25 protein-coding genes are annotated in these 24,097 nt (G+C 60.8%); 8 read left to right on the top strand and 17 right to left on the bottom strand.

Annotation, left to right across the window (positions count from 1 at the left end; genetic code table 11):
* The first annotated feature begins 1 nt into the window (after nucleotide 1).
* Together GFM02_RS17740 and GFM02_RS17735 are read left to right on the top strand one after the other, a co-directional pair.
* Complete coding sequence (locus GFM02_RS17740; protein WP_168322314.1) at nucleotides 2-790, top strand: L-iditol 2-dehydrogenase; 789 nt, start codon at nucleotides 2-4, stop codon at nucleotides 788-790.
* A gap of 88 nt (nucleotides 791-878) precedes the next feature.
* Nucleotides 879-1,889, top strand: a complete 1,011-nt coding sequence (locus GFM02_RS17735) for a zinc-dependent alcohol dehydrogenase family protein (protein ID WP_168322364.1) — start codon at nucleotides 879-881, stop codon at nucleotides 1,887-1,889.
* A gap of 15 nt (nucleotides 1,890-1,904) precedes the next feature.
* On the opposite strand, the gene GFM02_RS17730 is transcribed toward GFM02_RS17735, so the two are convergent.
* From GFM02_RS17730 to GFM02_RS17685, 10 genes are all read right to left on the bottom strand, one after another.
* A complete protein-coding gene (locus GFM02_RS17730; protein WP_168322313.1) occupies nucleotides 1,905-2,924 on the bottom strand; it encodes a substrate-binding domain-containing protein in 1,020 nt (339 codons plus the stop codon).
* A gap of 178 nt (nucleotides 2,925-3,102) precedes the next feature.
* Entirely contained in the window at nucleotides 3,103-3,963 is an 861-nt protein-coding gene (locus tag GFM02_RS17725) for a Pnap_2097 family protein (RefSeq protein ID WP_168322312.1), read from the bottom strand.
* Between the two features lie 2 nt (nucleotides 3,964-3,965).
* Nucleotides 3,966-5,240, bottom strand: coding sequence for an MSMEG_0569 family flavin-dependent oxidoreductase (locus GFM02_RS17720; protein WP_168322311.1), 1,275 nt, complete (start codon nucleotides 5,238-5,240; stop codon nucleotides 3,966-3,968).
* A gap of 11 nt (nucleotides 5,241-5,251) precedes the next feature.
* Nucleotides 5,252-5,539, bottom strand: a complete 288-nt coding sequence (locus GFM02_RS17715) for an MSMEG_0570 family nitrogen starvation response protein (protein WP_017992911.1) — start codon at nucleotides 5,537-5,539, stop codon at nucleotides 5,252-5,254.
* The gene (locus tag GFM02_RS17710; RefSeq protein WP_168322310.1) at nucleotides 5,532-6,698 is read right to left on the bottom strand and encodes an MSMEG_0565 family glycosyltransferase; all 1,167 of its coding nucleotides are present in this window, start codon (nucleotides 6,696-6,698) and stop codon (nucleotides 5,532-5,534) included. Before GFM02_RS17710 ends, GFM02_RS17715 begins: the two co-directional genes overlap by 8 nt.
* Complete coding sequence (locus tag GFM02_RS17705; protein WP_168322309.1) at nucleotides 6,695-7,669, bottom strand: sll0787 family AIR synthase-like protein; 975 nt, start codon at nucleotides 7,667-7,669, stop codon at nucleotides 6,695-6,697. The genes GFM02_RS17710 and GFM02_RS17705 overlap by 4 nt, the downstream gene beginning before the upstream one ends.
* A gap of 2 nt (nucleotides 7,670-7,671) precedes the next feature.
* A complete protein-coding gene (locus tag GFM02_RS17700; RefSeq protein WP_168322308.1) occupies nucleotides 7,672-8,214 on the bottom strand; it encodes an MSMEG_0567/Sll0786 family nitrogen starvation N-acetyltransferase in 543 nt (180 codons plus the stop codon).
* On the bottom strand, nucleotides 8,211-9,329 hold the full coding sequence (locus GFM02_RS17695; RefSeq protein ID WP_168322307.1) for an MSMEG_0568 family radical SAM protein: 1,119 nt from the start codon (nucleotides 9,327-9,329) through the stop codon (nucleotides 8,211-8,213). The genes GFM02_RS17700 and GFM02_RS17695 overlap by 4 nt, the downstream gene beginning before the upstream one ends.
* On the bottom strand, nucleotides 9,256-10,302 hold the full coding sequence (locus GFM02_RS17690) for a Nit6803 family nitrilase (RefSeq protein WP_168322306.1): 1,047 nt from the start codon (nucleotides 10,300-10,302) through the stop codon (nucleotides 9,256-9,258). Before GFM02_RS17690 ends, GFM02_RS17695 begins: the two co-directional genes overlap by 74 nt.
* A gap of 76 nt (nucleotides 10,303-10,378) precedes the next feature.
* Nucleotides 10,379-10,861: an MSMEG_0572/Sll0783 family nitrogen starvation response protein gene (locus GFM02_RS17685; RefSeq protein WP_020048446.1), complete on the bottom strand. Its 483-nt coding sequence runs from the start codon at nucleotides 10,859-10,861 to the stop codon at nucleotides 10,379-10,381.
* A 697-nt stretch (nucleotides 10,862-11,558) separates the two neighbouring features.
* Here GFM02_RS17685 and GFM02_RS17680 point away from each other — a divergent pair.
* The gene (locus GFM02_RS17680; protein WP_168322305.1) at nucleotides 11,559-12,209 is read left to right on the top strand and encodes an esterase/lipase family protein; all 651 of its coding nucleotides are present in this window, start codon (nucleotides 11,559-11,561) and stop codon (nucleotides 12,207-12,209) included.
* A gap of 74 nt (nucleotides 12,210-12,283) precedes the next feature.
* The gene (locus tag GFM02_RS17675; RefSeq protein WP_168322304.1) at nucleotides 12,284-13,429 is read left to right on the top strand and encodes a right-handed parallel beta-helix repeat-containing protein; all 1,146 of its coding nucleotides are present in this window, start codon (nucleotides 12,284-12,286) and stop codon (nucleotides 13,427-13,429) included.
* Nucleotides 13,430-13,461: 32 nt separating this feature from the next.
* Here the strand turns inward: GFM02_RS17675 and GFM02_RS17670 are convergent, their stop codons facing one another.
* From GFM02_RS17670 to GFM02_RS17660, 3 genes are read right to left on the bottom strand one after another with little or no spacing between them, the layout of a single operon-like run.
* Nucleotides 13,462-14,568: an acyltransferase family protein gene (locus tag GFM02_RS17670; RefSeq protein WP_168322303.1), complete on the bottom strand. Its 1,107-nt coding sequence runs from the start codon at nucleotides 14,566-14,568 to the stop codon at nucleotides 13,462-13,464.
* Nucleotides 14,555-15,910 carry an O-antigen ligase family protein gene (locus GFM02_RS17665; RefSeq protein ID WP_168322302.1) on the bottom strand — a complete coding sequence of 452 codons (1,356 nt, stop codon included), beginning with the start codon at nucleotides 15,908-15,910 and terminating at the stop codon, nucleotides 14,555-14,557. The genes GFM02_RS17670 and GFM02_RS17665 overlap by 14 nt, the downstream gene beginning before the upstream one ends.
* Before the next feature lie 43 nt (nucleotides 15,911-15,953).
* Nucleotides 15,954-16,688 carry a GDSL-type esterase/lipase family protein gene (locus GFM02_RS17660; RefSeq protein ID WP_168322301.1) on the bottom strand — a complete coding sequence of 245 codons (735 nt, stop codon included), beginning with the start codon at nucleotides 16,686-16,688 and terminating at the stop codon, nucleotides 15,954-15,956.
* A gap of 235 nt (nucleotides 16,689-16,923) precedes the next feature.
* On the opposite strand from GFM02_RS17660, the gene GFM02_RS17655 reads away from it, so the two are divergent.
* Nucleotides 16,924-17,730 (top strand): Ku protein, encoded by an 807-nt coding sequence (locus tag GFM02_RS17655; RefSeq protein ID WP_168322300.1) that lies wholly within the window; start codon nucleotides 16,924-16,926, stop codon nucleotides 17,728-17,730.
* A gap of 180 nt (nucleotides 17,731-17,910) precedes the next feature.
* Here GFM02_RS17655 and GFM02_RS17650 read toward each other — a convergent pair whose 3' ends face one another.
* From GFM02_RS17650 to GFM02_RS17640, 3 genes are read right to left on the bottom strand one after another with little or no spacing between them, the layout of a single operon-like run.
* A complete protein-coding gene (locus tag GFM02_RS17650) occupies nucleotides 17,911-18,765 on the bottom strand; it encodes a Ku protein (protein ID WP_168322299.1) in 855 nt (284 codons plus the stop codon).
* A gap of 18 nt (nucleotides 18,766-18,783) precedes the next feature.
* Entirely contained in the window at nucleotides 18,784-19,017 is a 234-nt protein-coding gene (locus GFM02_RS17645) for a DUF2188 domain-containing protein (protein ID WP_168322298.1), read from the bottom strand.
* Nucleotides 19,018-19,063: 46 nt separating this feature from the next.
* A complete protein-coding gene (locus GFM02_RS17640; protein ID WP_020048452.1) occupies nucleotides 19,064-19,324 on the bottom strand; it encodes a hypothetical protein in 261 nt (86 codons plus the stop codon).
* Between the two features lie 145 nt (nucleotides 19,325-19,469).
* On the opposite strand from GFM02_RS17640, the gene GFM02_RS17635 reads away from it, so the two are divergent.
* The 3 genes from GFM02_RS17635 (at nucleotide 19,470) to GFM02_RS17625 (ending at nucleotide 22,453) form a co-directional block, all read left to right on the top strand.
* Nucleotides 19,470-19,898 carry an OsmC family protein gene (locus GFM02_RS17635; protein ID WP_168322297.1) on the top strand — a complete coding sequence of 143 codons (429 nt, stop codon included), beginning with the start codon at nucleotides 19,470-19,472 and terminating at the stop codon, nucleotides 19,896-19,898.
* An 88-nt stretch (nucleotides 19,899-19,986) separates the two neighbouring features.
* On the top strand, nucleotides 19,987-21,438 hold the full coding sequence (locus GFM02_RS17630) for an FAD/NAD(P)-binding protein (RefSeq protein WP_205930362.1): 1,452 nt from the start codon (nucleotides 19,987-19,989) through the stop codon (nucleotides 21,436-21,438).
* Nucleotides 21,439-21,547: 109 nt separating this feature from the next.
* Complete coding sequence (locus GFM02_RS17625; RefSeq protein WP_168322295.1) at nucleotides 21,548-22,453, top strand: DMT family transporter; 906 nt, start codon at nucleotides 21,548-21,550, stop codon at nucleotides 22,451-22,453.
* Between the two features lie 12 nt (nucleotides 22,454-22,465).
* Here the strand turns inward: GFM02_RS17625 and GFM02_RS17620 are convergent, their stop codons facing one another.
* A complete protein-coding gene (locus tag GFM02_RS17620; RefSeq protein WP_026264910.1) occupies nucleotides 22,466-24,085 on the bottom strand; it encodes a VOC family protein in 1,620 nt (539 codons plus the stop codon).
* Nucleotides 24,086-24,097 lie beyond the last annotated feature (12 nt).

The following is a 24,097-nucleotide window of genomic DNA, read 5'->3' as shown; positions in this document are numbered from 1 at the left end:
GATGACATATGCGGAAACGGCGCGGCTCTCCGGCAAGGTGGCATTGGTCACAGGAGGAGCCAGCGGCATCGGCAAGGCGGTCTGCGAACGTTTTGCCGCCGAAGGCGCGAGGGTTGTCGTGGCGGACCTCGACGGTGAACGATGCGCACGGGTGGCGGAAGCGATCGGCCCGCATGCCTGGGGCGTGGCGCTTGACGTGACCAGCCAGGACAGCATCGAAGAAGCCGCACGCTTCACCGTCGCCACCGCCGGTCAGATCGACATCCTGGTCAACGCCGCAGGCATTTACGAGGTCGAGTCCATCCTGGAAATAACCCGGGAACGGACCACGAAGGTATTTCAGGTCAATATCGAAGGCCTGATCTTCATGACGCAGGCCGTTGCCCGGCACATGGTGGAGAGAGGGGAAGGTGGACGCATCATCAACTTCTCGTCCCAGGCTGGCCGTCGGGGCGAAGGGCCGGCCGTGGCTTACTGCGCTTCCAAGGCGGCCGTCATCAGCATCACGCAAAGCTGCGCCCTGGAGCTGATCCGTTACGGGATCAACGTCAACGCCATCGCTCCCGGTGTCGTCGATACGCCGATGTGGGACGTCGTCGATGCAAAACTCGGCAGCCGGGAAGGTTTGAAACCCGGTGACGTCAAGCGCCGCGTGGCCGCCGCCGTTCCCGCCGGACGATTCGGCGCCCCCAAAGAACAAGCTGCCATGGCGGCCTTCCTGGCCGGACCCGATGCAGCATACATCGTGGCGCAGTGCTACAATGTCGACGGCGGCAATGTCATGAGCTGAGCGCTTGAGCCGTGCCCGGGATGGCGATGCCGTGTCATCCCGAGAAGCGGCTTCATCAGCACAATTACTTGAGGTCTGGAGGAATGAAATGAGGGCTGTACGCTTGGAGTCGATCGGGTCTTTGACCATGCGCAGCGTCGAGAAACCGGTTGCCGGGCCGGGCGAGCTGCTTGTCCGGGTTGCAGTGGCCGGCATCTGCGGTTCCGATCGCCACATGTATAAGGGCGAATATCCGACAGCGATCCCCGTGACGCTTGGCCACGAATTCTGCGGCATAGTCGAAGAGATCGGCGATACCGTTACCCGCTTTACCGGCGGTGAGCTTGTGACTGTCGACCCGAATATCTCCTGCGGCACCTGTCGGGCTTGCAGGCAGGCGCGGCCGAACTTGTGCGAGAGCTTGACCGCAATCGGCGTGACGCGGGATGGCGGCTTTGCCGAGTATGTGGCGGTGCCGCAGGCCCAGGCCTTCGTCCTGCCGGCCGGCCTCGATCCTGTTTACGGCGCCTTCAGTGAACCGCTGGCCTGCTGTATCCACGCCATCGACAAGGCAAGGATCCGTCCCGGCGACAGCGTCGCTATCCTCGGCGGTGGCGTGATCGGCCTGCTCATGGTGCAACTGGCCCGCCTGGCTGGGGCAGGCGAGATCATTTTGATCACGCGCCAGCTATCGAGACGCCAAACCGCTTTGCGCCTGGGAGCCACGCACGCCTTCGACCCGGCCACTTCGGATACAATCGCTTCCGTTCGGGAGGTCACCAAAGGCGGCGCCGACGTGGTCATCGAGTGCGCCGGCGTCAGCGACACGCTTCAAAACGGGCTGAAAATGGCGCGGCGCGGTGGTACCTTCGTGCTTTTTGGGGTGACGCCGGCGGGTGTCGAGGTGCCGGTTCTGCCTTTCGATCTGCTCGTAAACGAAGTCGATATCAGGCCGGCCTACCTCAACCCCTTCACGCATTCGCGCGCTGCGGCAATGGTCGCGAGCGGGGCGTTGGAGCTGGATGCGTTGGTTACCAAAACCATCGGTATCGAGGAGGTCGCCGACGTGGTGGGCAACGCGCCATTGCCAGGCGAGATCAAGGTCATCGTCCGGCCCTAGCTTCGGGCTCCCACCTCAGTTGCGGACGAGACCGGTGGAATCGCGCTCGATCAGGGTGACCGGCACCTTTACGATCGCGCCTTGCCGAGATTCGTCTTCTGTTTGGTGCTCGTCGACCAGCGCTTCCAGCAGCCGTGCTGCCCGCCGCCCGACGTCGCGGATCGGCTGCGCGACCGTTGTCAGCCGTGGAAAGACGTAGGCTGCCTCCGGCAGGTCGTCGAAGCCTACGACCGAATAGTCGTTCGGAACGGAAAATCCGCGATCCTGGATGGCATGGATTGCGGCAATCGCCGAAACGTCGGTCGTGCCGATGATCGCGGTGACCTCGGGTCGAGACGCCAGCAGCTCTCGCGTCAGTCGGTAGGCCTCTGCAAAGCTGTGCTCTTCCGCCATCGCCACGATGGCGGGCGCGATGCCGTCTTTCGCCATTTCCGCCGTGATGCCCTGAATGCGAAGCTGGATAGGCTGGCTGTGAGCCGGCGCGCCGACGATGGCGATCGCCCGGTGGCCGAGATCGATCAGATGGCGCGCCATCAGCCGTCCGCCTTCCTCGTGATCGGCCATGACCGCGTCGTCGGCAATGCCGCTCAGCTCGCGGTCAATGGCGACGATCGGAATGCGAGCGTCCCGCAGCACCCCGAAATGCTCGATGCTGCCGAAGGCGCTTGCCACGATGACGCCATCGACGCGCTGGGCGAGCAGCATGGAGATGTAGCGCACCTCATGGTCCATATTTTCCGCCGTGCTGCAGATCAGCGTCTGATAGCCGTGCTGGAACAGTTCCTGTTCGATCGCATGGGCCAGGATGCCGAAGAAAGGCACGTCGATCGACGGCAGCATCAGTCCGATCATCCGGCTTGGTGCACCGCGCAGCATACGGGCACCCTTGCTGGGCGTGTAGTTCAGCGTTCGGATAGCCGCCTCGACCCGCTCCCTGAGCTCAGGCGAGGCATAACCGCTGTTGTTGAGCACGCGCGAGACCGAAGAGACTGACGTTCCTGCAAGTTTAGCGATATGTCGGATGCTGGTCGTCACGTGCTCGCATTTCTTTCTCTACAGCGCCGCGCGTCCTTTCAGACGCGCAAAGGACGCTAGCATAGGAGCGGTCGAACATTCATGAGACGGGCTGCTGAAGTTCACCTTCATTTCATCATCACTAGATCACTAGCGGGACGCCGCATCAAGCGCGCCGCTGGTGCACTCCCGTGCAGGCTCAGCAAAGACTTTTCCAGGTGCCGAATATTTTGGCGATCACTTTCCCATTTTCGCGTCGTAGCTGCCCATGGACAGTTCTTTGCTCGTCAGAAAAATCAATAAGGTCGAAGAAGACGCTTTCATTTTGTTCGATATTTCCGAGGAAGAAGACGTCCTTTCGGACGGCCGGCCCCTTCAGGGGAAACCAATTTTCCAAGGCGCGGTCGGCCAATGCCTGATACTCGGCAAAGTAAAACAGGCCTGCGCCGTTGAACTCCTGAGAGGCGCTGGGATCAAACCGAAAGGTTCTGAGCACTTTGTTAGTGGGTACCGGAAACCCGAAATGCGTCCCTAATCGGCCATTCCGGATGTCTGCAGCATTCTCAGCCAGAAGACTTGACTGGAACCGCTGTCCCTGCGGTTCAGGCAACGTCACACGGGCAATCGAGTGATTGTTGTCTTTGATCGTTCTGTGAACGAAGGTTGAGATGAGTTCGACCGCGCCGACGCTTTTTCCGTGGACGGACAACTCGTGCCGGGTCGACGTCCGGGTTCGCGAGACTGCGGACAGTCTCGAGTGGATGGTCAAAATGTCGTTCGCCTGCACCACGTCGAAACGTGCATCCGCTAGTGACGTTGCACAGATCGCGGCATAGGCCACTTCTCCATCGGCCGTTCTGAAATCCGCATTGTCGAGCCCGAGATGACACGCAAGCATCAGCCAGTGACGGTGGCCGAGTTCCTTCATCAGCCATGTCTCCGACAGTCCGTTTCCATTCAAATGCGGCATGCCGAGAAGCATATGCGGATCAAGGGCACGTTCCATCAGGTCGCGTGCCGAAGGTCCTGCGGGCGGAAAATCGAGAAGGGCCGCGCTCATGATCAGGCGCTGACCGATTGCTTGAGAGACGATGCCTGTGCCGAACGTCGCGCTGCGAGATGCCCGACCACATGTTCGGCATCCCTGCCGACGCCGAGGAACCGGCCCGAGCCCCAGGTCCAGAGCCAGGGAAGTCCCAGCACGTAGACGCCATCGACGGCGGTGACGCCGCGGCGATGAACAGGATAGGCGTTGCCGTCGAAGATCGGCAGACCGACGAAGGACCAATCCGGGCTGAATCCCGTGGCCCAGATGACCGAGGTGATCCCCTCCGCCTTCAGGTCGAGTTCGGCAATCTCCGCCTCAGGCTCCCAGACAGAGAGATAGGGGGATCCGGCCGGAGCATCGATGCCTTTTTCGGCGATATGCCGGTCAATCAGGGCATTGATGCCGTTATAGACCCGGTCGGCGCCGTCGAGATTGGCCTTCAGGTTCGGCTCGAACAGCATCCGGCCGGCGGCGATGCCGGACATGCGGCCGTAAAGCGCCATGCCCTCCAGCGCGAACTTGCGCAGATCGATATCGCGTCCGCCGTCGCGTCCCGTCAGGTAATGGTTGGTGTCGTGCTTCTTCTTCGTCATGCCATCATGTTCGACGGTGATGTCGTATTGGCCGATATCGGAAAGCCAGTCGACCACATCGCGGCCGCGATAGAACCGGGCGCAACGTGGCGCATTGCCGGTGACGAGATGCACCTTGCGGCCGGCGAGATGCAGATCCTCTGCAATCTGGCAGCCGGACTGACCGGAGCCGACGACGATGACGCCGCCATCCGGCAGTTGATCGGCATTGCGGTAGGCGGCGGTGTGGATCTGCATGATGTCCTCGGGCAGGCGCTCGCCGGCACGCGGAATGGCCGGATCTGCATAGAGGCTGGTGGCGATCACCACAGCATCGGCGGTTACTGCGCCAGCCGAAGTCTCGAGCCGGAAGAGGCCGCCGTGCTTTTCGAGCGACGTTACGCCGGTTTGCTCGAAGATCGGAGCATCGACCTTCTTCACGAAGCGATCGACATAGGCGAGGATCTCGTCCTTGACCATAAAACCGTGCGGATCCGTGCCGTCATAGGGATGGTCCGGAAGCTGGCATTGCCAGTTCGGCGTCACCAGGCAGAAAGCGTCCCAGCGTTCGTTCTTCCACTTATGCGCAACGGTCTTCTTCTCGAAGACCACATGATCGATGCCGTGCCTCTTCAGATAGTGAGAGGCCGAGAGCCCCGCCTGGCCACCGCCGATGACAACCGCACTATAATGGCTCTTGAGGGATGGTGTAGTCATGATGGGTCCTTTCACAGGATGAAGCTTTCGCAGCGGACTTCGGCCTCTGCGTCGGTGAGATAGGGAGTGGCGGCCTGCTCGATGCGCGACAGCTGGCCGAGCGCCAGCGAGCAGGGATAGCCGTATTTCGCCTTGACCCTGTCGCTGGCGATGGTCAGTGCCGTGCGGCTGCGATTAAGAAAGTCGGACAACGGATAGGTTTGGCCTTCGGCGAAATAGTCCTTGATCACCAGCGAGGGCGAATAACAGGTCTCCTTGCGGCCATCCGGCCAGGCAATGACGAACCGCATTTCAGGCATGGTCGGGCTCCAGCGTGTGATAGTGGGCAAGATGGGCTGTTGCGGTTTGCTGCCAGCCATGGCGGGCGGCCACCGCAAGACCACGGGGAATGATCTGCTCGCGGATCGGTGCGACCAGCGCCAGCGCCATGCCTTCGGCAATGGAGACCGGATGAAGCGGATCGCACCAGATCGCATCGCCGGGACCCAGATATTCGGTGAAGGGCGCAATCGAGGATGTAACAACCGGAATGCCGCTGGCCATGGCCTCCAGAACGACGAGGCCGAAGCCTTCCTTGAGCGAGGGAAACACCAGCGCATCCGCCAACCGGTAGAGGCTCGGCATGTCGGCATCCGCCATCGCACCGGTGATATGCACCGCTGCGGCGTCCCGACCGAGGCAGGCGAGGCAAGAATGGAACTCCTCCTGATAGTCGCCATGGTCCAGGAGGGAGGCGCCGCCGGCGATGACAAGCTGGGCATCCGGCCGGATGGCGCGGACCTGGCGAAAGGCTTCGAGAATACCAAGGGTGTTCTTTCGCGCCTCGATGCCGCCAATACTGAGGAAGATCGGCCCGCTTCCGAGCTGCAGTCTGTCGCGCAGAGCGACCTGTTCCCCGCTCCAGGCAGGCGAGAAGCGGTTGGTATCGACGCCATTGCCGACCACTGCCGCCTCGATGCCGCGCTCGTCTCTCAGCCTGTCCTGCCAGAGGCGGCTGACGGCGAAGAAGATATCGGCCGCATCGATCGCGCGATCCTGCAAGGCCATCAGGCGCGGATCGGCGAACTGGTCGATATGGTGGACAGTGCGGGCAAAATTCGCGATCAGGCCTTCCAGCTTGAGTGTCGCCAGCGCATTGCCGGAAATGCCGTCATGGGCGTGAAAGAGGTCGAAGCCATCGGTTCCCGTTCTCCGGAAATAGTCGACATAGTCGGCAATCCGCTGTTCGACCATTTGCGTCATGTCGGCGGGTGCTGGCGGCACGGCAATGCAGGCCGCCCCGCAGGAGGGTTGGCGAAAGAAGCCCGTCCCCTTGGCATCCGGCGCATGCAGGACCACCTCATGGCCAAGCGAGGTCAGTGCTTCCGAAAGCTGCATGGCATGAACGACGCCGCCACGCGGATTGGTGGAATGGGTCAGCATGGCAATGCGGAGCGTTCGGTGCGGCGGGAGGCTCATGCGGCGACATCCTGTCGGCCGAGCTGCAGCAGGGGTGTTTCGACATGATTGCGCACCATTGCACGGCTCTCGCCGTCGACCAGCGCGACTTCGGCGCCGGCTACGACCGCGCCGATGACCGCAGCGCTGATGCCGCGCGCGCTGAAGCGGCTGACGACGTCGGCCACATCTTCCGGCGCGACCGACAGCAGGTAGCCGAAGCTCGGAAAGGTGACGAGCCAGCGATCGAGACTGACACCGGCGGGCAGGGGAATGGCGGTGACGTCGATGTCGATGCCGACATGCGAACATTCGGCCAGCATGATGGCCGTGCCGACGATGCCGCCCTGACTGATATCCTTCGCAGACTGAGCCAGCCCGGCCTCGGCGATCTCGGGCAGCAATTCGAGGTCGCCGCGCAGGCGTGCCGGCGCCGCATCGGTGGCGGCTTCCCAGTTATTGAAAGGTTCGCGGTATCGGCCGCGATGGTCGATGGCTGCAACCAGCACATCGCCGGGCTTTGCATCGAAGCTGGTCAGCAACTTCCTGGCGCGACCGAGAATGGCGACCGATAACTGGCCGCGTTCGCTGCGGATATTGGTATGGCCGCCGACGATCGGCACGCCAAACGCGCTGGATGCCGCCCGCAGACCTTCCAGAACGGGTGTCGCGCCGGCCTCGCCACTGGCCCAGACGGCATCGACCACGGCGATCGGCCGGCCGCCCATGGCAACGACGTCGGAGATATTGACCATGACGCCGCACCAGCCGGCGAACCAGGGGTCGGCGGCGACGAACTCGTTCATGAACCCCTCGATGGCAAAGAGCAGATAACCGTCGCCGTCGGGCAGCGCGGCGCAATCGTCGCCGACGGCAATCTGCTGCCCCTGCAGGCCGAGCCTTGCCGCGATCGTGCCGATATCTTGCTTGGCGGCGATGCCGCTGCTGGTCGAGAGTTTTGCCGCCAGGGCCTTGATGTCGATCGCGGCCATTCTCACGCCGCCTTTCTGGAAATGGCGGTGAAGCCTGCCTCGGGTGTGGTGCAGGGCGGATAGTAGGCAAGGTCAGCCTTCATCCTGAGATGCGGCTTGCCATAGACCTCGAACTCCTCGATCACATCCCAGTGCAGCCTGCGGAACAGCAGACCGTTCTGCACCTGCACATTGGCGAGGAACGTGTGGCATCCGATCGCATTGGCGGAGGACACGGCAAGCTTGATCAGGGTCGCCCCCAGGGCGCCGATCTTGCGGAAATCCTGGTGGACCGCCAGCCGCGAGCCCCACCAGAGGCCGGGTTCGGCCTGATGGATGCGCACCGTTCCGACCAGCTGGTCGGCGGCAATGCCGAGCATGGAGAGAGCAACGATCGGGATGGCGTGATCGTCGATCGCGTCGCGATCATCGCCCTCGAAGATCTGCTGTTCCTCGCAGAAGACGGCACGGCGCAGCGCGTGCGCTTGGCTGCGCTCCCAGGCGGAGGTCGCGAACTTCACCTGGAACTCGCTCGAGCGATAGGGAGCAATAGTTTCGAGCATCATTTGGTGAGCATCCTTTCATAGGTGGAAAGGGCGGAGCAGGCGCCGCATTTGCCGCAGCCGGCCTTGATGTCGACGGCCTTCAAGCCGCTGGCGACCAGCATCTTGGACAAAGGTCCGAGGATCGAGTGCATGAAGTCGGGCCTCGGTGCCGGATGGCTTTCGAGCGGCGTGCCGGAGATCGGCACGAAGGGCACGACGAAGGGATAGACGCCGAGCGCAACCAGCTTTTCGCAGATGTCCAGAATGGCTTCACGGCTGTCGCCGAGCCCCGCCAGGATATAGGTCGAGACCTGGCCGCGCCCGAAGACCTCCACTGCGGCCTTGAATGAGGCCATGTATTTGGCGATCGAGACCTGCGCCTTGCCCGGCATGATGCGGGCACGCACCTCCGGTGTCACGGCCTCCAGATGCATGCCGAGGGCATCGACGCCGGCCTCCTTCATGCGGGTGAACCATATATCGTCTTCCGGCGGCTCGCATTGCGCCTGGATGGGAATGTTGACGGCCGCCTTGATGGCGCGGGCGCTGTCGGCGAGGATCGCAGCGCCGCGGTCGTCGCCCTTCGGCGTGCCGGTGGTCATCACCATATGCTTGACGCCGTCGAGTTCGACGGCGGCCTTGGCGACTTCCGCGAGCTGCTTTGGCGTCTTGTGGGCGATGGTGCGGCCGGCGGCCAGCGATTGGCCGATGGCGCAGAACTGACAGGTCTTGGTGCGGCTCTGATAGCGGATGCAGGTCTGCAGCACGGTCGTGGCCAGCACGTCCTTGCCGTGCAGAACGGCGATCTGCGAATAAGGAATGCCGTCGGCGGTCGAGCGCTCGTAGAAGCGTGGGCGCAGGGGAAAGGAGACCTCGCCCAGCACCGTGCCATCCCGGCTGATACGGCTGCGGCCCATATCGTCCGGCTTTTCCACCAGATAGGGGCTCTCGAACGCCGGTGCGGTGTGAACCGGCACCATCACCGTCATGCCGTCAATGGTCAGTGCCTTATGGTCGGAAGGTCCGGCACCACCGCGGCGGCTTTCATGTCCGGCCTTGGGATCAACGAGCCGGGCTCCGTAGGACTGCAATTCGTTGATCAGAATCTCGGTCGGCAGACGTGTCGTATTCTCCATCGGAAAGGGTCCTTGCTTCGGCTGTGGGGAGGGATGGCTGGGTGGTGGTGACCATCGGCGCAGTGGCGCGGCCATCCATGACAAGATGCAGCAGCTCGGGTCTGGCATAATGGCCGACCGAATCCATCATCCGCTTGCGTTTGATAATCAGGCTCATGTCGAGATCGGCGATCAGGATGCCTTCGCCTTCTGTGAGCGGCGGCACGACGTGTTTGCCTTCGGGTGAGATGATCGCGGTCATGCAGCCGCCGCGCAGGGCCTTCTGCAGGCCTGCGTCGGACGTGATGGAGGCGATCTGCCCGTCGGTCAGCCAGCCTGTGGCATTGACCACGAAGCAACCGCTTTCCAGCGCATGGTGGCGGATGGTGACTTCCATCTGGTCGGCAAAAATCGGCCCGACCATCGAGCCTGGAAACTGGGCGATATGAATGTCCTCGTGCTGCGCCATCAGGGCGTAGCGGGCCAGAGGATTGTAATGCTCCCAGCAGGCCAGCGCCCCAAGGCGTCCGACGGCGCTGTCGACCACCTTCAGGCCGGAGGCGTCGCCCTGGCCCCAGATCATCCGCTCGTGAAAGGTCGGGGTGATCTTGCGACGCTTGAGGATGAGCGTGCCATCGGCATCAAACAGCAGCTGGGCATTGTAGAGCGATCCGTGGTCACGCTCGTTGACGCCAAGCGCCACGACGATGCCATGCTCGCGGGCGGCTGCCGACACGGCATCGGTGGCAGCGCTCGGCACCGTGACGGCTTCCTCGTAAAGTCGCACGTGCTCCTTGCCGGAGAGAACAGGCGGCAGCACGAAAGAAAAATAGGGGTACCAGGGGACGAAGGTTTCGGGAAAGACGATCAGCTCGGCGCCTTTGACCGACGCTTCGCGAATTGCATCCAGCACGCGGGCCAGTGTTTGCTCGCGCGAGGTCAGATCCGGCGCGATCTGCGCGGCGGCAACCCGGACGCTCGGTTTTTTCTCCATGACGAAATCCTCGATTGACGGTGGGGAGGCGGAGCGCCAAGGCTCCGCCCGTTATTCTTCGGCGCGCGCTTGGTGCTTAGAGCGTCCAGGTATCAAGGATGAAGGCGCCGTCGCGGCGATGGATCAGGATCAGGTCGAGAACGTCGAGCGGACTGATCGGCGTGATGCCGGGGATCAGCGCGCCTTCGCCATGGCCGTAAAGCGCCTGAAGGGCAAAACGGCAGGCATAGACCTTGCCGCCTTCGTCCATGAACTTGACGATCTGGTTGTTGAAATTCAGATGGCCGGGAAAAGCCTCCGCGCCGAGCGTCGGAAAACCGCGCTGGACGCCGAGCGTCACGCCCGGGCCGTAGAGAAGGATCGAGGTTTCGAAACCCTTCCGCTTCAGGCGTGTCGCCTGCAGCAGGTTGACGAATCCGATCGATCCTTCGAAGGCCACGGTATGGAAGGTGACGAGGGCTTTTTCGCCTTCGCCGGCCTGTACGTCCTCGAAAACCTTGTCCTCGTAATCGACAAGAAAGTCGCCTTTTTGATTGGCTGGCTTGGTCACTGCGGGCATGGATGGCTCCTTGATTGAAATCCGATCCCCTTCCGGGGAGCATCCATCCAATTGCAAGCGTCATGCCACATTGATTATGCATAAATAGCAGTCAAATCTACCAATAATGCATTCAATTATGCGATCAAGTACGAGGGTTAAAGCTTTAAAGCTGATTTTCTGGGCGATCGAATGCAAAAAACGAATGCATGAAAGTTCAAAACAGATGCATTCAATTGATCGTCAATCAGTGCAAGGAGACATAATATTTGTGCAGCATGAGCCGCTTTCGCGGCTGGGGTCCCAGGGAAGCTCTTCGAGTTTGCCGCCTCTTCTAGTGTTGGTCACATGGCCATGGATGCGAGGGAGGGCCCCGTGTCAAGATGCCTGGCCGCATCAAATCGGAAAATTCTAACTATATTGAATGCAATCAATCAATGTATTTGGATGTATTGTGAGGGCTGTTCGAGCGCCAACGGAGTAAGCCGCCCATTCCGTCGGCGGAAGAGCGGAGGCTGGCCTGCGCCTCTCCTGCGTCGAAAGGGAATGCTTGGATTTCGTTCTCACCGATCACGGCCGTGTCGCTCTTAGCTTCGAGCACGTGTGCGCCGCAACGAAACTGTTCGGATGTCTGGCTGTTCGGTATTGATCGACACGCTTCACCTTGAGAGCTAGAGGATAGGCCTGATCGATAGCAGCCCCGTCAAGCGGACACATTATGAACGACACAGTCCTCCTTTTTCACGGCATTGCCCGGACGAAGAAAAGCATGGCAAAGCTCGCCGGCTTCCTGTCCGGCCACGGTTATCGGGTTGTGAATGTCGGTTACTCCTCCACCAAGTTTTCGATCAGCGACCTCGTCGACACCATCCGACCTGAGATCGACGACGCTGCAAAGGAGGCAGGCGATGGTCGGGTCCATTTCGTCGGTTATTCGATGGGTGGGCTGATCATCCGTGCTTTTCTGACGCGTTATCGCCCAGCCAACCTGGGAAGGGTGGTCATGGTCGGAACGCCGAACAACGGCAGCCAGATTGCCGATTTACTCAAGAGCTGGCCACTATACAGGAAGTTCTATGGACCGGCGGGGCAGCAGCTGATTACCGATCAAACCGCCATGACCGAGCTGTTCGGCACGGTGGATTATGAACTTGGCATCATCGCCGGGAATCGGACCATCGACCCGGTCTCTTCGCTTATCATCGGCCTCAGGGTTCCGAACGATGGGAAGGTTTCGGTGGAGAGCACCCGTCTCGACGGCGCGTCGGCGCATGTCGTCATTCCGGCAAACCACACTTTCTTGCCCGTCAACAAGACGATGTGGAGCCAGACCCTGTCGTTTCTGAAAGATGGGCGGTTTACAAGCTGAATTTCCAAATATTCAAACATCCGCCACATGCCCTCTGCTTAATTCCCCGCGGCACCGGTATCGAAGGAAATGTAATGACCGCCATCCTGCGAAAGAAAGTTCACGGCGCGTCTACACGCGGACAGGTCATCGATGGTGCGCCCGATGTCGGCGTCGCCTATCAGGTGTTTTCCGATACGGTGATCGAAGACGTTATCGTCAAGAATTCTCCTCGAGGCTTCAAATTTCACAATGGCAGGAATCTCACCGTCAGGCGCTGTGAAACGGAGAATGTGAACGGCGACGGCATCTACCTGACGAAGACGACGCACGTGTTGCTGGAGAATAATCGCATCGGCGCGGCGCCAGGCGAGGGAGCAGACTGCTGCCAGTTCGCCTATCAAAACAGCGACGACAATATCAGCTCCGATATCGTGATCCGCGGCAACCTCTTCCTGCAGTCGCCGGCGAGCGCATCGAACAAGGGCGCGCTGGTCTGCGACAAAACGCGAAAATACCTGGTCGAGTACAATTTTATCGGCGGCAAGAATTTCTCCTTTTCGTCGATTGGGGATGACGCTGTGGTGCGCAGCAACATCATGCGCGACGGCAGGATGAATGATTATTCCTTCGGCTACGGCATTGGCGACAAGGCCGACCACGCCGGCCATCACATTTATGACAACTGGATCGAGAACACCAATCGTGGCGTCAGCCTGAGCGGCTTTTCGGATAAGGAGCTGGCATTTCGCAAAGACATCGATATCCACGATAACGTCATTAGCCAATGCGACATCGCGTTCTTCGCCAACCGTCGGTGGTCCGGCAGCTTTCGGCGCAACATATTCCTGCGGTGCGAACAGGACATCGTTCTCGAGAGAAACGGCAAAGCGACTGCGGGTGATATCGATGGCAACTACCGCAACGATGGCAGCTTTCTGAATGTCACCCCGCCGCCGCTTCGCTTCAAGCCCGATGGCAACGCTTCCGTTGCCTCCGGCGAATGGACATCCGAGCCCGACGAAATCCGCATCCAGTGGCGTAACAAGGGCATCGATATCCCAGGCGCCAACCGGCCCTCGATCGCGGTCGAGCCTGGCATGGAATTGTCATGCGTCCTGCTGGCCCGCAAGGCGCAGAACTGGATGCTGGCGATCGCCGAGACTGCCTATGACGATTTCACGCCGCGCGCATGGCAGGAACACATGCTGCCTTGGCGCAAGCGCTATCTCTCGATTTAAGCGGTGCGACGGGGACCAGGATCGCGCCAAAATCAGGATCGACGCCAGCGAAGCTTCATGGCCTTTCCTGCGCTGAGCGCTTTGCGAACCGGTTCATCGTAGAGGCGGGTGACGACAATGGCCAATACGACGATCAGCGGAAGAACGATGGCAAAGATCGCCCAGGCCGGCGGTTGTCCCAGGCCAGCGGCTTTCCAGGCTCCCAACAGCAAGCCGAGCAGGGGAACATGAATTGCATAGAGCGCGTAGGACGCCTCTCCGGCAATAAGAAGGGGCTGCCGCAGCACGCCGTCGAAGTTGGCTGTGTAAAGGACAAGCACGGCGATAGGAAATAAAGCAGTGATGACAATCAGGTCCTTTATGCCAACCAGTGGGGCTGGCACCTGGAAGACGAGAAGTGCAGTCGCGACGACGATTGTTGTCACTGCGGCTGCTTTTCCGATGCCCGAAGGGGAAAGCCGCTGACGGTAGCGGTACATCAGGATACCGAGGCTGAAAGAAAAGAGAACGCGGGGAAATCCGGAGAGCAAGGCGCCGTCGAGCGGGATCAGGTCGGCGCTTCCATGGGCCAGCGTTTGCGCCGCCAGCCAAACCCATGACGCAAGCAGGATGACAGCGAGCACACCGTTGGACAGCAATCTCGCCGTATAGCCGTAGGCGAGGTTGATCACGATCTCCAGGAACAGAGACCATGACGGACCGTTGAAAGGGAACAGGTTCGGCGCCTTCAGCGATGTTCCACCGATCGCCGGCAGGAAGAACATCGAGGCAATCAACGAGGTGGCAAACAGCATCGGATCGATTTGCTGATTTCTGCTGAGCGACATGCCTGCATAGGCGAGGACGCCGAGCAGCAAACCGAGCAGATAGAGGGGGTATAGGCGGATGAGACGCTTGACGGCGAAATCATTGGCGGAGAGTGAAGACTCTTGAATGAGTTTCCTCTCATAGGCGTGGCCGATCACGAAGCCGCTGAGACAAAAAAACAGGTCGACGGCGAGATAGGCAGCAGGTGCTGCATCAAATCCGACAAAACCTTCGGTGTGATGCGCTGCCACACAAATAGCCGCCAAGCCACGAATCCCATCGAGGCCAACCAGTCTACGATTATTTGAAGTCATCTTTTTAGCCTGATGCATGTTGCGCGCCTGCCTGGGTCGGTTTGCGGAAGCGGGACAGGAACTCCGGGCCAAGGCTCGTAAGCGCGATCACGGTGTGGGGCCATAAGATGAAGGGGGCCAGCATCATTCCGGCTTCGGTGAATGCGCCGATCAAGATCAGGAGGATAATGACAACCTCCTTTCTCTTGGTGATGGCGAGCGCTTGATTGAGGGGCGACGAGGTCATCTTCGCCACGAGCCGCACCACGACGAACGACGTCCAGATTATGGTCGCGGGTATGCCCATGTTCAGCGCAAGTTCGATATAGGTGTTGTGGGTGGATTGAGCATCCCACGTAAGGCGAACATATTGCTCCATGATGTCGGGTTGTCGGAACAAGGCAAATCCCCAGCCTGAAAGCGGCCGCTCGTAGATCAGCGGCAGCAACTGTTCCCAGACATTCGTACGTCCGCTGAGCGTAAGGTCTTTCCCGAATGACTCGGCAATCGCCTGGGCCACGCCCATCAACGCGACGGAGACGACGAAGCCCAGCAGGGCGAATGCAAGAAGAACGACGAAGGATCTGAAGATGCGGCCTGGAAAGCGCTGAATCCAGCTCATTCCGTAGTATACGGCAACTCCGATCGAAAGCAGGATGATCGCCGTTGATGATTTCGCCAGCACGATGAGCACGAGGTAGAGCAGCATTGCCGCCCATCGCAGGAGATCATAGTAGCGCAGACGCCACATCGGCAGGGCTGGAAGCAGCAGGATGAAGTTTGTTGCCGAAAACTGGCCGAGCATGTTTTTGTGGTAGAACGCCCCTTTCACCATCCCGGCATAACTGCCTCTCATCACCGCAAACCGGGGAAAGGCTGCCGTGTAAAGAATATTGATGAAAGCCGTCGCAATCGCAAATTTCGCCAGGCTTTCAAATGTGTCGACGGCTCCATAACGGGCTCTGTAAAGAAGGGGTCCAGCTGTCAGCAATGTGACGGCGACGAGCGCCCGGAGCGAGGCTGTAACGCTGACGGAAAAGGCGATCGACAGAAAGACGCATAAGCAGACGATGCCGACCAGCGGCGAGGCGCTGCGGAGCAATTCAACGACTCGCCTGGGCTCCAGCAAGCAGTAGAGGCCAATGAGTGGAACGAGCGACATCAGCAACAGTCGCATTGGCATGGGATCTTTGCCGACACCCTCCTGGAAGTCGGCGGGCAGCCCGTACCACATGCCGGTCGCTCTCCAGAGGGAAATATAAAATATTGCCGAGAGGACGATCCGAACGAGGGTTTCACGCCGAATGCGATATTGCGCGCGAGCTCTGGGTCTATGTCTTTGCAGGCCAATCGGTTGGTAGCTGTCAAATGAGGTGCTCATGACATTCCGCCTTACGTTTTGGTAACCACCTGAGCGGCAAAAATCAAAGCTGCAGACCCGCTGCGGCGAGGAAGCTCGTGATCAGCTTGTATGCCCCTTCATTGAAATGAAGATGGTCAGGCTTGTAGTTGGAACAATCCTTATCGCTTGGCTTGCCGCACCGCAACATATCATCGTTCATTTGAACGAACGTGACACCCGGCATTTCAGCCAATGACGATGCGACAAGCTGGTTGGCCGGAATTCTGACATCCTCGTAGAAGGCATAGCGCTTGCCCCGAGGCGGTATGGACAACGCATAAATATGGGCGCCCGGCCAAAGAGCGCGAACCTTGCTGACAACAGCCACGACACCAGCTGCCACGGCGCATGGCGCAGTTTTCGCACCAAGGTTGTTCGTGCCGATCAGCACGACGACATCCGCGGGATGGAAATCCGGGAGGTCTAAACCCTCGAGGCGGTACAATGCATTTTGCGTGGTGTCGCCGGCGACCCCGAGGTTCATCACCGGGCGCGTGGGAAAGCTGTCCTTGATCCAGGGCTGCCAGAGCTCGACAAGCGAATCGCCGACAAGAGCCAGATTGTATCGGGCAGATTTGTCGCGATAGCTGGGAAGGGCGCGTTCATATCTCTTGTTTGCCGGCTTTTGTAGCGCCAGCGCATTCGACACTTTTGCAGGGTCGGGGCATTCCTGTGCGAAGGACGGGCCAGCATTGCCGACGATGAGAAAGAAATTGCATGCGAGGACGATGACGAGGTTGGCGAAAAGTCGCAACATTCAGATTACCGATATCCTGACGTCTTGGGGCTTTCATTATTGAAGAGGAAAATGGCGGTGGCAAGGAAAGAGTGGCTCTGGTCCCTCCGCCCGCAATGCTCGGGCCCATGGCAGCCGATCCATGAAATGGAAATGCGCCGACCGCATCTGATCAACGAAATCTTCAACTCCCGGAACCAAACACCGAACCCGCCGTTGATTGCCATGTCCAACCGTGTCCGGGAGCAGGGCAGACATGGCACGTCAGACATTCTGGAAAGGTTATCTCAAGCTCTCGCTTGTCACCGCCGCCGTCTCGCTGACGCCGGCGACGACCGAAAGCAACAAGGTCCGTTTTCACGTCCTCAATCGCCAGACGAAGAATCGCGTCGAAAGCCGCTATGTCGACAGCGTCACCCACAAGCCGGTGGCCGAGAGGGACCAGGTAAAGGGTTATCCGCGTGGCGAGGACGACTATGTGCTTCTCGAGGACGAGGAGATCGAGGAGGTCGGGCTCGAAAGCACCCGCACCATTGAGATCGACAGCTTCGTGCCGAGCGGCTCGATCGATTGGATCTGGTACGACAAACCGCATTTTCTGGCGCCTGAGGACAAGGTCGGGGTGGAAGCCTTCTGCGTCATCCGCGAGGCGATGAAGGCAAATGACGTCGTCGGCATCGCTCGCCTTGTTCTCTATCGCCGCGAACGTGCGGTGCTGCTGGAACCGCTAGGCAAAGGCATCGTTCTCTGGACCCTGCGCTATGGCGACGAGGTGCGTGATCCCGTGGCCGAACTCGACAGCAAAACTGAAGTCGACAGCAAGCTGCTGACGCTGATGACGCAACTGGTGAAGGAAGAAACGAAGAATTGGAGCCCGGCCATGGTGCAGGATCCGATCCAGAAACGCCTGAAGTCGATGATCCGCGGCAAGCAGAAGAGCCTGAAGAAGGCGGCGCCCGCGCAAAAACCTGCACCGGTGAAATCGACCGGCAACGTCATCAATATCATGGATGCGCTGAAAAAGAGCCTTGCGGCCGAAGGTGGCGAGAAGCCGCGCCAATGAAAAAGTGGCCAGCGATTTTGGGAAACGACATACATAAATCAAAGACTTAAAGCGCACTGCGGGAATCCACTTGGACGCGCTTGGGGTCCAGCTAGCTTCGCCGGCGCGACAAACCGATGCATTCGCGCGAGGTCGGTGCGCCTGAGATTGCCCATCGCCCGCCAGGGGGACGAGGCCATCTCAGCTTGCCTTCTTGCTGCGGCTGTCGCTGCGCGCCGGTGCCTTCTTCTTCGCCAGGGCCTTCTTTGCTGGAGCCTTGCCGCTCATCTTGGCGCTCTGGCGCAGCGCTTCCATCAGGTCGACGACCTTGCGTTCCGGGGCTTGTTTCTTCTTCGGTGGCGCCCGGCCCTCGATCTTCGCCTTCACCAGCTCGACGAGGGCAGCCTCGTAGCGATCTTCGTATGTGCTCGGTTCGAAGCTGCCTTGCTTGGTGCCGATAATATGGCCTGCAAGCGCGATCATTTCCTTGTCGAACTTGATGTCGGGAATGTCCTTGAAAACCGTATCGGCCGAGCGCACCTCGTAGTCGAAATTCAGCATGGTCGCGACGATGTAGTCGTCATGCGGACGGATCAGCAGCGTCCGGTTGCGCCGGAAAAGCACGGCTTCGGCCAGAGCCGCGACTTTGCCGTCACGCATGCCCCTGGCGATCAGCGACAGCGCCTCCTCGTCATGTTCGTCGACGGGAGCGAGATAGTAAGGGCGGTCGAAATAAAGCTTGTCGATATCGTCATAGGCGATGAAAGCCTTGATATTGAGGATCTTGTCGCTTTCCGGCATGATTTCGGCAATCTCGTCGCCCTCGATGACGATGTAGTCGCCATTCTCCATCTGGTAGCCCTTGACCTGGTCGCCCCGCTCGACCGGTTTGCCGGTCTCGCTGTCGACGAATTGTCGTTCCACCCGATGGCCGGTCCTGCGGTTGATGATATTGAAGGAAACGCGGTCGGAGGAGGAAACGGCGGTGTAGAGCCCGACGGCGCAGGCAAGGTCGCCCACCTTCAGATGACCCTTCCAGCTTGCCCGAGCGGCCATTCCATCCTCCGTCGCAGATCAGAGCCGGCTGCCGCTCTTGTCGGTTTCGAGTTCCTGAAATGCCCAGCCGCGGCCGTCGGGCGTGGGATAGGCGAGCAGCGCATCGCCATCGCCGATCTTCTGACGCGATGCGGCGTCCTTGGCATGGATGATCGCTTCATCCGCTGTCGCATAGGTTTCCGAAAGTGTGTCGCCGAGCTTATAGGCCCAGCCATTGTCATGCGGCACGACCTGATAGGTGATATCGGCCATTTCGGATCTCCTCTTCTCACTCAAATAGGGTGCATGATGTCGTCGGCTAGTTCCGATTTGGTTTGCGCCGTTCATCGAGCGCAATGATCTTCTCCAGCGACGCGATATCCTCGCTGGTGACGACCGGAACCGGATCGGCAGCGATGGCTTCCAGCACCTCCTGCGAGACGGCACCATTTCGGATCGCCCATTCCAGCGTTTCGCGGGTTTCCCGCTCGGCCTTCAGCTGCGCATAGAGCGCAACGATCAGCCGATCGCGAGCATCCATCCGCCGGCCTTGGTTATCCGTGCTGCGGACGTCAGGCATCGCAATCCACCTTTGTCACTGATTTCGTTCAGGTGTATTCAACTGATGACGGATGGAAAGGTTCCGAAACCGGTGGGCGGGCCGTTGCCATTGCCGCGCCGGGCTGAAATCACCATCTGCAAGACGTTCGCAAGAGGATTTCAACATGGCCGATCTCAAGGCTCGTCCCCGCCCGACTGGTGCCACCGCCGTTCTCGGCCGTACCGGTTTTCCGCACGTTACCTCCGCCACCAAGGGCGAGATCGATATCGTCACCGCGCCGTCGCCGCCGGGTTTCAATCCGCTCGATCTGCTCTATTCCTCGCTCTCGGCCTGCCTGGTGCTCAGCGCCCGCATCGCCGCCAGCCAGATGGGCGTTCTCGACAAGATCAGCGAGATCACTGCAGAGGTCACCGGCAAGAAGGCGACGGAAGGCCTTTCGCGCGTTGCCAAGTTCAACGTCGCTTTTTCGATCAAGGGCGATATCGACGAAGAAACCCGACAGAAAATCGCCCATGCCGCCGAAGACGAGATCTGCACGGTGAGCAACACAATCCGCGGCAATCCCGAGTTCTCGACGACGATATCGGGGTGAGGCTAAATCTACATAATAATTATAGACAATCGGGGGGAGGAGGATTGCGTGACCACTGCCCCGCTTCTATGCTCGGGCATCGAAAGCAATGATCCCGGCCACCATGCAGCCCAAGCCTCTCCCGACGTCTGAACAGCCCGTCGTTGCCATCATCGGCGGCGGTGTCTCCGGCGCCGGCGTCGCCTATCATCTCGCGAGAGCCAACTGCGGCGAGCACCCTGCCATCGTGGTCTTCGAGCCGCGCGCCGAACTCGGCCGCGGCCTTGCCTATGACACGGCCGATCCGGCCCACCGCATCAATGTTCCAGCCGCCAAGATGAGCCTGCAGCCCGATGACCTGGGCGAATTCCTGGCCTGGATCGAAGCCCGCGACGCTGTCGCCGGCGACGCTGAGGCCAGGCAGCCCGATGGCTCGCTCTTCCCCCGGCGCAGGCTGTTCGGCGATTATGTCGCCTCGCTGCTGAAGCCGCTGCTGGAAGACGGTAGCGTGTGTCATTGCCGCGCTGCGGTGACGGCTGTCGAACGCCGTGCCGGCCGCTGGTCGATCCTCGACGACAGAGGCGGCGTGACGGAGGCCGATATCGTCGCGATCGCCACCAGCCATCCGCCGCCGGCAGCCCCCGGCCGGCTTGCGACCCGGCTTGCCGCCCATCCCCGTTTCGTCGCCGATACCACCAAGCCGGGCGCGCTCGAGGTGATCCGCCCGCAGGACCGGGTGTTGGTCATCGGCAACGGCCTGACGGCCGCCGATGTCATCGCCTCGCTTGTTGAGCGTGGGCATGACGGTCCGGTGACCGCGATCTCGCGCCGCGGTCTGCGGTCTCGCGGCCATCCGCTGGTACCGCAGGAGCTCTTCGGCGATTTCGTCTCCAGTGCAGCCCATTCCGCCGTGTCGCTGCTGAGAGGGATCCGCGCCACCATAGGTGCGGCGAAGGAAGAGGGCATAAGCTGGCAAGGGGTAATCGATCAGGTGCGGGCGCAGGGATACGATCTCTGGCAGGCGTTGCCGGTTGCCGAACGACGCCGTCTCGTTCGCCATCTGCGTCCCTATTGGGATGTGCATCGTTTCCGTATCGCCCCACAGGTCGAGGCCGTGCTCGACGCGGCGGTTGCTGCGGGCCGCCTCGATATTGTTGCCGGCTCGGTTGTCGATGCGCGCATCGAAGGCGAGCTCATTCTTTGCACGTTGCAGCCGCGTCATCAGCGCCAGCCTTTGGAGGGACGTTATGACGCCGTCGTCGTCACCACCGGCCCGGCGCATGGCGGCATTCTCGAAACCCAGCCCTGGCTCGCAGCACTTGCGGCAAGCGGCCACCTGTCGCTCGATCCGACCGGCCTCGGCCTTGCCTGCAACGAGCGCTCGGAAGCGATCGGCCCGTCGGGAAAGGCAGATCCCTCGCTGCTGATCTCCGGCCCGCTGGCGCGCGGCACCTTCGGCGAGCTGATGGGACTGCCGCAGGTGACCGAGCATGCCTTCTTCGTCGCGACCGAGATCGCCGAAAAGCTGCGGACCAGCGCGACGAATAGGCATCCTGCCTGATTTTCCATCGAGATGTCGCTCCTCGACTGTCGCCGGGGATCGACTTCTGATACTCACTCGGCAGCTAGTACCTACCGCCCCCGTTTGGGGATCAGAAAATATCGAGATCATGTCGCAGGCCGCTCCCACCCTTTCCGAAGCCTCGCCTTCCAATCGTTTCGCCCTTGCGGCGCTCCTTCTCGGCGGGGCGGCGATCGGCGGCTCGCCGATCTTCGTCAGGCTGTCCGAAGTCGGTCCGATGGCGACGGCCTTCTGGCGCGTAGCGCTGGCGCTGATCCCGATCGTCATCGTCTCGCTCTTGAAGAAGGAAAGGGGGCCGAAGCCGCAAAGCCTTTCCGACTATGGCATGCTGGTTCTCCCAGGCGTGATGTTGGCGCTCGACCTCGCCGCCTGGCACCTTTCGCTCACCATGACGTCGGTCGCCAATGCGACGCTGCTTGCCAACCTCGCACCGGTTTTCGTCACGCTGATCGCTTTCGTCTTTATCAGCGCAAGGATCAGCCGCGTCTTCGCGCTCGGACTTGTCCTAGCACTGTCAGGCGTCGTCATTCTGAAGGGCGGACCGGCAGCCATCGGCAATGGCGACCTTCGCGGTGACGGCATCGCGATGATCGCCGCCTTCTTCTATGCCTGCTACATCCTGGCGATCGGCAGGTTGCGCAGCCGCTTCGATACGATCCGCATCATGCTGTGGAGCACGGCCTGCGCTGCCGTCTGCATCTTTCCGATCGGCCTGATCTACGAGGGGCATATGCTGCCCGCGACCGTCTATGGCTGGTCGATTGTCTTCGGCCTCGCCTTTATCAGCCATGCCGGCGGACAGGTGGCGATCACCTATGCGCTCGCCTATCTGCCGCCGGCCTTTTCCTCGCTGACACTGCTGCTGCAGCCGGTCGTTGCGGCAATCCTTGCCTGGGCGCTGCTCAACGAGGCGATCGGAACAATGCAGGCGCTCGGCGGCGCCGTCGTTCTTGCCGGCATTATGATTGCCCGGACTTCCCGCGTTCAGGTGTGAAGCCGCGGCTGATCAGCGGTTTTCCTGCAGCAGCCATTTCTGGATGATCGGCACGTCGGCATCGCCGAGATCGTGGCCGCCGGCGATGACGTCGGAATCGACGGTGGCGCCCGAACTTTTCAGCCTTTCTTCCAGTTCGCTCGCATATTTGCCGTAGGCATCCGTCTTGCCGCTGATGACGAGCAGGTCCGTGCCTTTCAGATCGGCATGCGGATAGTCGCTGAGCACGGGCATGGAGCGCAGCAGCACCGCCTTGTGAACCAGGTTCGGGTGCAGGTAGAGCAGCGAGTTCAGGAGGTTGGCGCCATTGGAGTAGCCGACATAGACGACTTTCTGAGGGTCGAGCCCGTAGGATTTGACGGCGCCCTCGATGAAGGCCGCGAAGGCTTCAGCCTCGGTCTTGATGTCGTTCTGGTCGAAGGAAAAGGGGGTAATGCGCTTGTACCAGCGCGGAAAACCTTCCTCCGTCGCCCGGCCGCGCACGCCGAGCAGCGTCGCCCGCGGCGCCACCTTGTTCAGGAGCGGCATCAGCGTTGTCTCATTGCCGCCGGAGCCGTGCAACAGCACGAAGACACTGCCATCGGGATCCGGGGGCGTATAGAAGCGGTGGACGAATGGCAGCTCGCGATAGTTGATGCGGGGCTGGCCAGGCATCGAAAACTGCGGCAGAATCACCTTCAGGTCGTCGAGATTGGTGATCGTTTCCGGCGGCGCGAAGAGCTTGGTGCCGAGGGATGCATGCTCTTCGTCAACAGTCATGCCGGGCTTGTCGGTTGCAAGCTCCACCAACGTGCCGCCAGGCTCGCGGGCGTACAGCGAGCGGAAATACTTGCGGTCATGCATGTTGGTCGGCGACGCATTGGTCTTCTCCAGCGCCGTGGATACCGAACGCAGCGCGTCCTCATCAGGGGCCCGGAAGGCGACGTGATCGACCGTCCCGGTGCCCGGCGCGCCGGACCAGAAGCCGCGCGCATCGCGCACGTCGATGACGTCGCCGGATTGCGACACCAGCCTGTCGATCGTGCCGCGGCTGGCCTGGAAGCGGTAACCGAAATGCGTCTCGAGGAAGCTGCGGCTTTCGGCGGGCTTCTCCGTCAGCATGGTCGCGCCGCGCACGCGCTGAACGGCATGCTCGACCGGGATCGAGGCGCCGTCCCAGGCGGACGGCGATGTCAGGTTCTTTGCGCCCGCGAGCTTGAGGATGATGTTGTCAGGATCCTTCAGCCGCAGGACAGGCTCGCCGAATTCGTCGGCCGGTCCCTCTGACCTCAGACCGAAGCTCATGGCGCGCGTCAGCCAATAGCCGATGCTGGTGGGATCGATCGACAGCGATATTTCGCTGATCTGGCCGTAACCGGCCCGGCCGGGCGCGCCGTCTTCCCAGGCGAGGAAGGTGAGAAGGGAACCCGGGGTTCCTGCGGCATCGCCGTAGAACAGATGAAGTTGCGTCGCGTCCTCGTAACCGGCCGTCTGCTTGACGAGCCGCATGCCGAGAAATCCGGCGTAGAAGTCCACGTTCGCCTGCACCTTTCGGGTGATGGCCGTAACGTGATGTATGCCTGATACCATCGAGAGCAGTCCTGATTGAAGCGGCGTCGTCAGGAGCGCGAGTATGAGAGCTGCGAAGGTCATACCGTTGCCAAT

It is taken from the genome of Rhizobium leguminosarum bv. viciae (assembly GCF_012276115.1).
In the GTDB taxonomy this organism is placed as follows: domain Bacteria; phylum Pseudomonadota; class Alphaproteobacteria; order Rhizobiales; family Rhizobiaceae; genus Rhizobium; species Rhizobium leguminosarum_T.
Note: the sequence above shows the minus strand (reverse complement) of the source record. Positions and strands in the feature narration are given on the sequence as shown.